We start from the raw sequence: 12,212 nt of genomic DNA on the forward strand, positions 1-12,212 counted from the left end.
GCTGACTAAAGAAAACGCCACACTGACAACCGAAAACGACAAGCTATTCGCAGAAAACGAAAGCTTATCTGTAAAAATCAGCGGGTTAGAAAACTCTAACGATCAACTATGGCAATCTAAAGACAAGCTGACTAAAGAAAAAGCCGAATTATTAAGAGAAAAAGACAATCTAACTAAAGAAAACACACGCTTATTAGCAGCAAGAGATCGGCTGACTGAAGAAAAAAGAGAATTGACAACAGAAAAAGAAAGGCTAAAAAGAAAAACCGCCGATCTGAAAACCGAAAACGACAAACTCAACCACCTAGTTAAAGCGCTCACTCAAGAGCAAAATAGCCTCAAACAAGAGCGAGCGCAATTGCAAGGAGAGCGTGGGGTTTTAGAAGAACTATGCACTAATTTAGAAAAAGAAAACCAACACCTAACCGAAAAGCTCAAAAAGTTAGAAAGCGCTCAAAAAAATTTGGAAAACACTAACAATCAATTACAGGAAGCTTTAGAAAACGCTAGCGCCCAATTAGCGCAAGCTAAAGAAAAAATAGCCATAGAAAAAACCGAGCTGGAGCGAGAAATCGCGCGTTTAAAGAGTTTAGAGGGTATGGAAGCCAAAAGCGACCTGGACTTACACAACAGGCGTTTAGTGAGCGCAAACCAGGATTTAAAACGCCAAAACCGAAAATTAGAAGAAAAGAACATCGCCCTCAAAGAGAGGGCTTATGGCTTGAACGAGCAACTCACATTGCAACCACAAAAACCACAATAAAGGAAATATCATGGTAAACCCCTTACAAAGTTTAAGACTGCCTCTTGGCCACCCCTTAGTAGAGAAATTGTGCGATCTGTCTTTAAAGGATGGAGTCAAATTCAATGAAAAAAGTGGAGTCAATTTCAAAGAAGAAGTGTCAGAAGAAGACAAAATCAAATTCAAACAAGTGCTGCGGGTGCTTCATGCGATCGTCAATAATGAGACTTCTTTAAGGTATCTTTCTGATGAAAATCAAAAATTCCTAGAGGATTTAGCGCAAGCTAAAAAGATCACTAATGAGAAAATAGAAAAAACCTTAGAGATCGTTTCTTATAGCGATGTGGATGTGGATTTTGAAAAATTTAAAGAATTGATGCTCAATGTGGATAACATAGCGGTAGGCCTTAAGAGCTATAGCCAGAGCCAATTGCTTGATTTAGGTGGAGGGCATTGGGATTTAGAGGTGCCTAGCGCGTCTAAAGAAAGCGTAACCTTTAGGTTTGATAATTTAGACTCTAGCGAAAAAGAAATGAACTTCTATGCGCGCTCAAGTTTGAAGGATTTAAAAAAGGGCGTTGTCGCTATTGACTTTGGGACTAAAAGCACGACCGCAAGCTATATGGATAAGAACGGAGATTACCGCTTGCTCTCTATTGGCGGGCTAGTAGATGACACAAGCCTGACAAAGTTTGAAAACCCTACGATCATGGAGTTTAGATATAAAGAAAACTTTCTTAACGCTTACAACGCGCTAGATCACCGTCCTTTCACAGAAAAGAACGATATAGGAGTGGTGCATGAAGCCCAAACGAACGCTGCAGGCGTTAAAGGGAATGGTTTGTATCGGTTTTTTTCTAAATTGAAGCAATGGGCTGGAGCGGATGAAAAACAGAATTTTAGGGATTTAGAAGAGGATTTTTCTTTAGAAAGCTTCACTAACTGCACGGATTTTAACCCTATAGAAATCTACGCTTACTACATCGGCCGCTGCATCAACAACATGGAAAATGGCGTGTTTTTGAAATACTTTTTATCCTACCCCATCAAGTATGAAAAGCATCAGGCTGAAAAAATCAGAGAGAGTTTTGAAAGAGGCTTGAAAAAATCCTTACCCCGGCATGTTTTTGACGATGAAAAAACGGCTAAAACTTTCAAAATGGAATTGAGAGCGAGCGAGCCTTGCGCGTATGCCATTAGCGCTTTAAAAAGCTATGGGTTTTTTAAATCAGAGAAGTTAGACAAGCCAATTTATTACGGGGTGTTTGATTTTGGGGGCGGGACGACGGATTTTGACTTTGGCAAATGGGAAAAAAGCACTAGCCCCAAATTTGCCTACAAAATGACGCATTTTAGCAGCGGAGGGGATAAATATTTAGGCGGTGAAAATTTATTGGAATTGTTGGCTTGGGAAGCGTATGCCAAAAATTTCCAAACGCTAAAAGAAAAAGACATTATCATCGCTAAGCCCAACTATGACAGGATCGATACGCAACGCTTTGGATCGTTTATGCAAAACTCCAGGGAAGTGCGTTTGAATTTGCAAGAGATTGCTTCTCAATTGCGCCCTTTTTTAGAAAATTTAGACGCTGATATTGCTGATATTATAGAAGCGATAGAAGAAAATGAAAAGTTTAGCATAGAGGATTTTGAAAAGGATTTTAAAACTACGCTGTTGGATAGGAATGGGGTAGAAACAGAATGCGATCTTAAAGTTGATTGCAAAGAGCTTTTAAACCTCTTAAAAGACAAGATCAATGAAGGCGTTGCCAACTTCTTTGCCGGATTTTCTAAGGTGATGGCTGAAAACATTGATGATCAGTGTCGGGCGTTTCATATTTTCTTAGGCGGGAATGCGAGCCGTTCGGCGTTAGTCAAACAAGCGTTTGAAAACGCCAAAGAAAAGCAGCTCAAAGATTACCAGCAAAAGACCTCTAAAGATGATTTCACATTCATTATTTATGAGCCGCTAGGCACAGAAAAATCAGACAAACAGATTTTAGATCTTACCGGAGAATATGTTTCTAACACACCCGCTTATTTGAAGCCCACTTGCAAAACCGGGGTGGCTTTTTGGCTTTTAGAAAGCAGGGACAAGGCTAAAGGGATTGAAATGCCCTCTATAAGCTCCAATCCTGTGTTTAAATACGATTTAGGCATTGAGATAGAGGGGAAATTCCACGCTAAAATCCATAGGGATTCTTTAAAGCCTAATGAATACCAGATTTTCTAAACTAAAGAGGAATGGGGAGGCTTTGATGAGTTAGAGATACGCTACAGCGACAAAGCCCTAGCCAACACCAACACTCTGGACATTAAAGATACGCAAATGATTTCCATAGCACTAGAAGAGCATGAAGAAGTGGATGTGAAGGTGTGTTGCGTGGATTCCCAAAGCATTAAGGTGGGGCTGTTTAAAGACGACCAACTAATCTATGAAAGCGAGGTAGAAAAATTATGATGATTAAGAACGCTTATGCGTTTGTCGTGATTGAAAAAAGTATTATGGTGTTTAAATGCGCCAAAGATAAGAGGCGAATCCCTATCACTGAAGGCTTTGCGCCTTTAAAAGAGGGCTTTTTGAAAAATTTTAAAGAGCGTTGCAATGTGGAATTTTTAGAAAATTTAGACCTTTTGTTTTTGTATGACTACCAGTTTTCAAGCGAGGTTTTTTCCTTGTGTAAGGATTTGAAAAATTCCATTTGGGACAGGAAGCTTGTGGTAGCGCTAGTGGAGGCTTTGGAGGGTTTTAAGGGTTTGAATTTGTCTCTTAAGATAGAAGACAGGCATTCTAACAGCTTGGGTAATGGCGTTCAAAAATTGCTCACCAACGCTGATTTAGGGAACACCCATAAAGCAATCGTGATAGACAGCATGAAAACATACCACCAAAGCCAGCAAGAAAAATACAGAAGAGAAAGAGGCGAAACGCTAGAGGTTCGCCCCACAACACCCCCTAGCTATGGGGGTGGGAGCATTAGAATCAGCGGCGATAAAAAGCCTGATTCTAATGAAGAAAATTTTTAAAAGAAAGGATAACCGATGAGCAAAGTGCAAATGGATACCGAAGAGGTCAGGGAATTTGTAGGGCATTTAGAACGCTTTAAAGAGTTACTAAGAGAGGAAGTGAATAGCTTGAGCAACCATTTCCATAATTTAGAATCATGGCAAGACGCTAGGAGGGATAAATTTAGCGAGGTGGTGGATAACTTGAAAAGCACTTTCAATGAATTTGATGAAGCCGCGCAAGAGCAAATCGCATGGCTTAAAGAGAGGATTAGGGTTTTAGAGCAAGATTATTAAGGGGTGGTTTATGGCTGAATGGAAAACGGACACAGAAGAAGTCAAAAAGGTTGTTGATAAATGCAGGGATTTTAAAAGATCCCTTCAAAAAGAAAGGTGTCTTGGTTTTATCAAAGACCTTGATAGTTACGCGCTAAAAATCATAGTAGAGCGCAGAAAAACTGAAATGCAATTGGAAAAAGCCATAGGAGAATTAAAAAAGCCATAAAAAAGCGAAAGGGCTTTTGGGGATCTGTTTTAGATTTTGGAAAATGTCTTTTTGATGCGGTAGGGTCGGTTATCCCTCCTTTTAAATTAGGCGCTGAACTTTGTGAAAAGGGCTTAAACCTTATGGAAGACAATATAGAAAAATGGGAACACAATGTAAGGTTATTAGAACAAGTGCTTGAAATCTACTCCACTCAAGCCAAAGCAAGCGTGGATCTTGTGAATCAAGCTTGGGAGGGCGTTAAAAAGAGGTTGCATTTTTATGCCGATAAACACCAGGAATTTATCAGGCGTTTGAAACAAGCGAGCGATGCGATAGATAATGAATACAACTTTCCAACCCTAGGCGTTTTAATGGAATACGATTTTGAACGGCCTGCTATCTCATTATACCCCTAAAAAAAGCGTTTTTAATGAGCTCTTGAAGGATTTGAGAGAAAATTTTAGCGCTTCTTTATACGCTGATTTGAAAGATAATATCAGCGCTTTTTCTCATAGGGATCGCGCCACAACTTCTAAAGAGCATGGATTGGATTTGATGAGTGCATCTTCTTATGATGAGAACCCTAACGATGAACTGGATCGCATGGCAAGCTCTAAAGAGCGAGAATTTGAAAAGAGTTTAGAGGATTTGATGCCAAGCGTTTTAAGCGTGCCTTCTTATAACGAAAGCTTGACTCTAGCCAAAAAGCATTGTGTTAAAAATTGTAAGAAAGTTTTAGAAGGTTTTACAGAAAAAATCAAAGAATCCCCTAACGATTCAAACGCTATCAATGAAGCCTTTGATAATTTAGAAACAGAGTTAGAGCGCGCTACGGAAAATTTGAGCCAAAAAATCGATCCCGTTTTAGAACGCAATGAAAATTATACACAAAAAGCGTTGGAGTATAGGGAGTTTTTAGAAAGCCGTAAAGAGGACTTTATTGTAGATGAAAAAAACCCCTACCCTGATGAGGTCAAATTCAATGATTTGCGTTTAGCGGAGTTTGATAGCGTTTTTAGCGCCATTGTGCCTTTAGAAGATTTAAATAAAACCGCATGCGCTCATCATGCCCTAAAGGCTTTACAAACCGCGCTTAAAGACAACGATTTGGGCTTTGATGCAACAGAGTTGGAACAGATCGCAAAAGGATTCATCCCTAGGGGCTATTTATGGCATTTTGACGCGAATGTTTTAGGGAATGTGGCGCTGGTGAGAGAAGAGTTATTATTAGGCGTGAAACACACGAAAGGATACAAACTATGGACAACATTCCTACAAACACAGAACTGAATTGGGAATTTGTAGAGCCGCTCAATGAAAATGCGTTTCATTTATTAGAAGAGCGGTTGAAAATAGGCTTGAGCGATGCGTTTAAGGACTTCATCAAACGATCAAACTATGGTTTTAGCCAATTGCGTTATTTCATGGTGGGCAATGAGTCTTACATGTTCAAACATGTTTTGAATTTCAACTTAGAGAGCTTGTTTATTGATTTCATGCAGAGCTTGAAAGAATGGTTAGAGCCTGAAGAAATCGTCTTTGCTAATGACGGGTATGGGGGGTATTATCTTTGGAATACGACTACTGATGTGGTGCTGTTTTTAGACACTGATGATGGCTCAAAAAAAGCGCTATTAAATCTTAATATGTTTTTAAAAAAACTGGAATCAAGGGGTTAAAATGTTTTCTCATAAAGTTTTTTTGGAGGGTTGCACCAATGAGTTAAGAAGGATTTGCGATGATTTCACAGAAAACGCCATGCAAGATGATTTGGGGCAGAAACTTAAAAGTGAGATGCTAGAGGAGATGCTAAAAATCGCGCATGACTTAGAAAATTTAGAGCAAGACACTCAATACCAAAGAATAAAAATCAACGAGCAAATTGAAGAAGCTAAGTATTTGGAGAAGCAAATTCATATGAATTTCCATTCACCAAGCGAGATCGATAGGCTTATGCGTGAAGCCAAAGAGCATGAAAGAGAAGCTAAGAGACGCTATGATGAATATCTTAAGGATAAAGATGATTGATGCGGGTAATTTATTAAAAGAACTAGACGACGCCTTAGATAAGGTTGTTGCTAAAAAAGAGCCAGAGAGTTTTCTCAAGCCGTCCACTTTAAAAATAGAGGAGTATCAAAAGAGTATCAGGCAAATTCAAGCACAATTCATAGACGCGCCACAATTCAATGAAACGAGTGCTTACCCTAAATTTTTAAGCTGTGGTTTGTTGCATGTTAAGGGCAAAAATGGCGCTAATATGGAATTTTTATTGCCTAAAGTTTATCCTTTCTCCCCTAAAAGCTTGTATATAGAGCATGAAAAAGACGGGCAGTTTTTGAGAGAAATGCTCATGCGCTTACTCTCCAGTGCGCCTTTAGTGCAACTGGAAGTGATTTTGATTGATGCGTTGAGCTTGGGGGGTATTTTCAATCTAGCCAGAAAGCTTTTAAATAAAGACAATGACTTTATTTACCAGCAAAGGATTTTGACCGAAAGCAAGGAAATAGAAGAAGCCCTAAAGCATTTGTATGAATATTTAAAGGTTAATTTGCAAGAAAAATTAGCCGGTTATAAAGATTTTGCGCATTATAATGAAAACATCAAAGACCCCTTGCCTTTAAAAGCGCTTTTTTTAAGCGGGGTAGATGCTTTGAGTAAAGACGCGCTCTATTATTTGGAAAAAATCATGCGTTTTGGCTCTAAAAATGAGGTTTTGAGCTTTGTCAATTTGGAGAGCGAAAAAAACAATAAATCCGCAGAAGATCTGAAAAAACATGCGGAGTTTTTTAGGGATAATAAAAGTTTTGAACGCTTTAAATACCTTAATGTGGAAGTCATCAACGATCAAGGGATTAAATCCCAGCACATGCAAGACTTCGCCGATAAAATTAAAGCGTATTATAGGCAAAAAAAAGAAGTTAAAAGGGAGTTGAAGGACTTACAAAGAGATAAAGAATTTTGGACTAAAAGCTCTCAGCATGAAGTAAGCGTGCCGGTGGGGTGGGATATTAACCATAAGGAAGTGTGTTTTGAAATCGGTAACGAACAAAACCACACGCTCATTTGCGACCACAGCGGGAGCGGGAAATCCAATTTCTTGCATGTGCTGATCCAAAATCTGGCCTTCTACTACGCGCCCGATGAGGTCCAACTCTTTTTGTTAGACTATAAAGAGGGGGTGGAATTTAACGCATATGTAGCAGATACCACTTTAGAGCATGCGAGGTTGGTGAGCGTGGCGAGTTCGGTCTCTTATGGCATCACTTTCTTGAAATGGCTTTATGATGAAATGGAAAAAAGAGCCGAGCTGTTCAAGCAGTTTAAGGTGAAAGATTTAAACGATTACCGAAAGCATGAAAAAATGCCCAGATTGATTGTAGTGGTTGATGAATTTCAGGTGCTTTTTAGCGATAAAAAAGGAAAAGGAAAAGGTGAGGTGGAGCGGCATTTAAACACTCTGCTTAAAAAGGCCGCAGCTATGGGGTGTATCTAGTTTTAGCCACACAGACCATGCGCGGCACTGACATTAATCCAAGCTTTAAGGCTCAAATCGCTAACCGCATCGCTTTGCCTATGGATGCAGAAGACAGCAGTAGTGTTTTGGGCGATGATGCGGCTTGTGAGCTTGTCAGGCCAGAAGGCATTTTCAACAACAACGGAGGGAATAGAAAATACCACACCAAGATGAGTATCCCTAAAGCCCCTGATGATTTCAAATCTTTTCTCACAAAAATACACACTGAATTTAACCAAAGAAACCTCGCACCCATAGAGCGTAAAATCTATAATGGCGAGACACCTTTAAAAATGCCCAACACCCTTAAGGCTAATGAAATGCGTTTGCATCTGAGCAAAAAAGTGGATTATGAGCAAAAGGACTTGATAGTGGAGTTTGAAAACAACGAATCGCATTTGCTAGTGGTGAGCCAAGATTTAAACGCTCGCATCGCTTTAATGAAACTCTTATTCCAAAACATTAAGAGCGTGAACAAAGAATTGGTTTTTTGCAATAAAGAAAAACGCTTGATAAGGTTTTTTGATGCGCCAAAAGAATACGGCATCACGCCTGTAGAAAATATTTTAAGCGTTTTAGACACCGCCATGAATCCTAACAAGCGTGCTTGTGATAGACAATCTCAACGAAGCGAAAGAATTGCACGACAAAGTAGGGGCGGAAAAGTTAAAATCGTTTTTAGAAAAAGCCACTGACAACGAGCAGTATTGCGTCATTTTTGCGCATGACTACAGACAAATTAAAACTAATTACCATTTTGACAAGTTAAAAGAATAGTTAAACCACCACTTCAAGCAATGCCTAGCCTTTAAGTGCAATGGGGAAAACTTAAACGCTCTCCAAAGCGGTTTACCTTCACCAAGCAAACCCAACGCACTCTTCATAGAGCTTTCTAAAGACAGCGTTACTGAATTCAGGCCCTTCAGTTTATAAGGTCAAAAAAGGGGGAGTTAAAAAAGGGGGGGTTAAAAAGACTAAAGGGATTTAATCTTTTTGAAGCGCTTTTAAACCTTTTGCGTGATGGTTTGCGTGGTGAAACGAGCGATTTTTTCTCTTAAATGCAACAAGGGTTCTGAGCCTTTCGCTAAAGCTTTCACGCATAAATGAGAACTAGCGATTTCACTCACTGCCCCATCCACCCCTTCGCTTTCTTCAATCCGTTCTCGCACACCAGAGAGCTCTATGGGGCAATTGACAAGCACCAAATTCAAATAATGCGTATAGCCATCAAACATGCACATGTTATTCATGTCGGTGGTTTTGGGATCTAAAATCGTGTTGTCATAATAGATGGGTTTCTCATCTTGTAAAATAGCGATTTTGGTGTGCAAGCGGTTGAATTTAAACAACTCATTGTGCGCCACTCGCCCAGCGACAATGATTTCACTATAAAGCAATTGAGAGCTAGAGCGTAAAGAAATCGTGGTGTTGCCCTTAAAATGCGCGTTTTCAAAGGGGATTAACGGGAAGGGCGCAAAGTCTAAAAAGGCGTTTTCCCCCACAACGATATGCATGTCTCTGCTGGCAAACCCGTCTTCAGTGTTATGGATTTTTTCAAAGGATTGCGAAGTGATCCTTAGCTTGCAATTTTGACCGATATGTAATTGCATGTCTTGCGCATCGCCTTTCATTAAACCAGGGCTTACCGCTAAAAGCATGATTTCAGCTAAATCGTCTTTAGGGTAAAAGGGTGCCATGAGCTTAAAGGGGGGCGTGAAAAAATTGTCTTCAATCACGCACCGCCCGTCAGCCCCTATTTTGGTTTTTAGCCTAAGCTTGGATTCTTGAGCGTAAGTGTTCATCAATCTTCCAATAAAGCGTTGCGCTTAATCCATGCGATCACATCATTTAGGCCTTCTTTAGCGCGGATATTCGTAAAAATAAAGGGCTTTTCGCCGCGCATTTTTTTAGAATCCCTTTCCATGACTTTCAAGTCCGCTCCCACATAGGGGGCTAAATCAATCTTATTGATGACAAGCAAGTCTGAGCGCGTGATTCCTGGCCCGCCTTTTCGGGGGATTTTATCGCCCTCAGCCACATCAATCACAAAAATCGTAAAATCCGCTAGCTCTGGGTTAAAAGTCGCTGAAAGGTTATCGCCTCCGCTTTCAATCAAAAGCAATTCCAAATTAGGGAAACGGCCATGCATTTCTTCTACCGCTTCTAAATTCATAGAAGCGTCTTCTCTAATGGCGGTGTGCGGACAGCCTCCCGTTTCTACGCCAATGATCCTCTCTCGTGGCATCACCGAATTTTTACACATAAACTCTGCGTCTTCTTTAGTGTAAATATCATTAGTGATAACCGCCATGTCGTAATCCTTTGACATGTGGCGCGTTAAAGCTTCAATCAAGGCGGTTTTACCGCTTCCTACAGGACCACAAACTCCAATTTTTACCATAAAATTCCTTTCAATTTGAGATTAAAATTCAAGACATATAAAGGCGCGAGTATAAACTCTCATGCTGCATCGCCTTAATGTCGTTTTGAACGCTTGCCGCGCACAGGTGGCTTTCGTCTAGTTCTAGGGTTTTTTCTATGAGCTGGTTGAAAGGGCTTTGCAAGCTCAATAAGATTTTTTGCCCATCGTTTTGAGATAGTGGGACGCTTTTAACGCAGTTGATCACCATGTTAGAAGTTTGCGCATAAAGATAATGCCTTAAAGCCTTTTTCAATTCAATCCCCAAACTCGCCGCAAAAACGCCATAGCTAGTGGCATGGGTGGGATCTTTGGTTTTTTGAGCGTAAGCGTTAAAAAATGTGCCCATGTCTAATTCGTTCATGGCTTGTAAGGTTTTAATGAAACGATTGCCTAGCTTTTGATTGGCTAATCGCAATTCCATGGGGCTTGTGGATAGCATTATAATTTCTTCAACCCCTAAAATTTTTTTTAAATCTTGTTGGAGGGTGCTTTCATAGGTTAATTTCAAGCTCAGCATTTCCGTATAAAGGAACTGGCTAGAAAGATTGGCTTTTAAATACTCTAAAGCACTTTCTTTATTGCTAACCTTTTTTTTTTGGATGTAAGTTTCTAGCCCAAAAGAATGCGTGTAAGATCCAATAGGGAACACCGCATCATTGACTTGCAGAATCAGAAACTCATTATCCACATGAGCATTGTTGTCTGTCTTTGGGGTTTTTGGGGGCGTACCCACGCTTTTTTTAGTGCTTTTCACGCTCTTTCCTTTATCCATCTGTTATTTTTCTATTTCTTTTTTATTTCATGACCACTTTAAAATCGCTCGCTAGCGAGACCTTAAAATTAGGCTCACTATGGGGCATGCTCACGGTTAAGCGATCTTTAGAATCCAGTTTTGAACTTAAAACACGATTTTGAACCCCTAGCTTTTCTAATAAGGCTAGTGTGGGCTTTTCAAATGGTGTTTTAAATTCAAATTGAGAATCGCCATAGTATAAAGCCGCATGGCGGTTTCCTATTTCATAGCATATTTTAGCTACTTCTGCCACGCTCTTAGCTTGGATGTGAATGACTTCAGAATCCAAGATATTAACGGCGATAATTTCCTTCTCTTCTTTAAATAAAATATCCCCTTGAGAGAGACCCAACTTGGGAGCGTCTTTAAGGCGTATGGCTATGTCTTTGCCTTGTCTGGTTTTAAAGCGAGCGATTTTTTTCCTCGTTTCAAACCATTCCAAATCCACATAATCCACGCTGAAATCCAAGGGGTTTAAATCCCTTAGATTGCCAACTAAACGCTCTATGATCATCTCACACCCAATGTTGGATAAAGAGTAACCAAGCAGGGATCCAAGCGGTTAAAATACCCTCAATGATAGCAAGCCATAGAGTGAATTTCCCTAAAGGGATTTTCAAGATGTTTTCAATGAAAGCGGTAAGCCATAAAACACCCCAAGCCAACCAAATGATCGCCCACCAATCTCCTTCAGTGATGCCTAACACTTTGTGGTCATCAAGCATATCGCTATAGTGGGATAAAATCGCAGCAGGAACAGTGTTGATCGCTACGAATAAGCTAAACCAAGAATACGGCCTCCAATCCAAACCAAAAGTGTGGTTGATAGCCGCATACAAGTAGGTAAAACCAAACAACAACCCAGTTGCTGGTCCGTAGAAACTAGTCAAATGGTGCGATACTTGAGCAATATCTTCTGCGCCTTCTACAGGGGCTGTAGGGTGGAGTGCAGAATAAGTGATGACAACCACATTACAAACAATGGAAAGCCCACCCACAAAAAAGTTCATCACCGCAGTGCTTTTAGGATCGACTTTGGTTAATCCGCAAATCCCGTTGCTGATTAAAACAATCCCAACATATAACAATACAAGTCCTAGCATTGCCTTTTCCTTCCAAACAAAAATTTTTACAACAAACGCACCTTACGAATAACTTTTGTTGCTTGAGCTAATCATAAAGAAAAATAGTAAATTGACAAAAAATAAAAACAAAAAAAAGCCCCCAATTTTTTGATAAACAAAAAAT

10 protein-coding genes and 3 pseudogenes are annotated in these 12,212 nt (G+C 39.9%); 8 read left to right on the forward strand and 5 right to left on the reverse strand.

The genetic code is table 11. The annotated features are described in order from the left end of the window. From FIM66_RS04840 to FIM66_RS04875, 8 genes and pseudogenes are all read left to right on the forward strand, one after another. The coding region (locus FIM66_RS04840) for a coiled-coil domain-containing protein (protein ID WP_140600133.1) at window positions 1–763 on the forward strand (763 nt) is incomplete at its 5' end. Between the two features lie 10 nt (window positions 764–773). Then, window positions 774–3,203: pseudogene (locus FIM66_RS04845) on the forward strand (hypothetical protein). Beyond that, window positions 3,200–3,769 carry a hypothetical protein gene (locus tag FIM66_RS04850; RefSeq protein ID WP_140500937.1) on the forward strand — a complete coding sequence of 190 codons (570 nt, stop codon included), beginning with the start codon at window positions 3,200–3,202 and terminating at the stop codon, window positions 3,767–3,769. The pseudogene FIM66_RS04845 and the gene FIM66_RS04850 overlap by 4 nt, the downstream one beginning before the upstream one ends. 15 nt (window positions 3,770–3,784) lie before the next feature. Then, window positions 3,785–4,045 (forward strand): WXG100 family type VII secretion target, encoded by a 261-nt coding sequence (locus FIM66_RS04855; RefSeq protein ID WP_140500935.1) that lies wholly within the window; start codon window positions 3,785–3,787, stop codon window positions 4,043–4,045. 10 nt (window positions 4,046–4,055) lie between these two features. Further along, window positions 4,056–5,525 (forward strand): annotated as a pseudogene (locus tag FIM66_RS04860) (HNH endonuclease). Beyond that, window positions 5,495–5,914, forward strand: a complete 420-nt coding sequence (locus tag FIM66_RS04865) for an SMI1/KNR4 family protein (RefSeq protein ID WP_120927571.1) — start codon at window positions 5,495–5,497, stop codon at window positions 5,912–5,914. Before FIM66_RS04860 ends, FIM66_RS04865 begins: the two are co-directional and overlap by 31 nt. A gap of 1 nt (window position 5,915) precedes the next feature. After that, a complete protein-coding gene (locus FIM66_RS04870; RefSeq protein WP_121294090.1) occupies window positions 5,916–6,263 on the forward strand; it encodes a hypothetical protein in 348 nt (115 codons plus the stop codon). Next, window positions 6,256–8,682, forward strand: a pseudogene (locus tag FIM66_RS04875) (FtsK/SpoIIIE domain-containing protein). The gene FIM66_RS04870 and the pseudogene FIM66_RS04875 overlap by 8 nt, the downstream one beginning before the upstream one ends. 71 nt (window positions 8,683–8,753) lie before the next feature. Here the strand turns inward: FIM66_RS04875 and FIM66_RS04880 are convergent. From FIM66_RS04880 to ureI, 5 genes are read right to left on the reverse strand one after another with little or no spacing between them, the layout of a single operon-like run. Next, the gene (locus tag FIM66_RS04880) at window positions 8,754–9,551 is read right to left on the reverse strand and encodes an urease accessory protein UreD (RefSeq protein WP_140500934.1); all 798 of its coding nucleotides are present in this window, start codon (window positions 9,549–9,551) and stop codon (window positions 8,754–8,756) included. Further along, entirely contained in the window at window positions 9,551–10,150 is a 600-nt protein-coding gene (gene ureG, locus FIM66_RS04885; protein ID WP_000238764.1) for an urease accessory protein UreG, read from the reverse strand. The genes FIM66_RS04880 and ureG overlap by 1 nt, the downstream gene beginning before the upstream one ends. 28 nt (window positions 10,151–10,178) lie before the next feature. Next, on the reverse strand, window positions 10,179–10,943 hold the full coding sequence (locus FIM66_RS04890; RefSeq protein WP_140600134.1) for an urease accessory protein UreF: 765 nt from the start codon (window positions 10,941–10,943) through the stop codon (window positions 10,179–10,181). A 22-nt stretch (window positions 10,944–10,965) separates the two neighbouring features. Beyond that, window positions 10,966–11,478, reverse strand: a complete 513-nt coding sequence (gene ureE, locus FIM66_RS04895) for an urease accessory protein UreE (protein WP_140600135.1) — start codon at window positions 11,476–11,478, stop codon at window positions 10,966–10,968. 1 nt (window position 11,479) lies between these two features. Beyond that, entirely contained in the window at window positions 11,480–12,067 is a 588-nt protein-coding gene (ureI, locus tag FIM66_RS04900; RefSeq protein ID WP_120905126.1) for an acid-activated urea channel protein UreI, read from the reverse strand. Window positions 12,068–12,212: the final 145 nt, after the last annotated feature.

It is taken from the genome of Helicobacter pylori (genome assembly GCF_006439795.1).
GTDB classification, from domain to species: domain Bacteria; phylum Campylobacterota; class Campylobacteria; order Campylobacterales; family Helicobacteraceae; genus Helicobacter; species Helicobacter pylori_CR.

Coding starts and splice junctions, on each gene's coding strand:
- FIM66_RS04870 (WP_121294090.1), top strand. CDS start 5,916: ATGTTTTCTCATAAAGTTTTTTTGGAGGGTTGCACCAATGAGTTAAGA.
- ureE (WP_140600135.1), bottom strand. CDS start 11,478: ATGATCATAGAGCGTTTAGTTGGCAATCTAAGGGATTTAAACCCCTTG.
- FIM66_RS04855 (WP_140500935.1), top strand. CDS start 3,785: ATGAGCAAAGTGCAAATGGATACCGAAGAGGTCAGGGAATTTGTAGGG.
- FIM66_RS04865 (WP_120927571.1), top strand. CDS start 5,495: ATGGACAACATTCCTACAAACACAGAACTGAATTGGGAATTTGTAGAG.
- ureI (WP_120905126.1), bottom strand. CDS start 12,067: ATGCTAGGACTTGTATTGTTATATGTTGGGATTGTTTTAATCAGCAAC.
- FIM66_RS04850 (WP_140500937.1), top strand. CDS start 3,200: ATGATGATTAAGAACGCTTATGCGTTTGTCGTGATTGAAAAAAGTATT.
- FIM66_RS04890 (WP_140600134.1), bottom strand. CDS start 10,943: ATGGATAAAGGAAAGAGCGTGAAAAGCACTAAAAAAAGCGTGGGTACG.
- FIM66_RS04880 (WP_140500934.1), bottom strand. CDS start 9,551: ATGAACACTTACGCTCAAGAATCCAAGCTTAGGCTAAAAACCAAAATA.
- ureG (WP_000238764.1), bottom strand. CDS start 10,150: ATGGTAAAAATTGGAGTTTGTGGTCCTGTAGGAAGCGGTAAAACCGCC.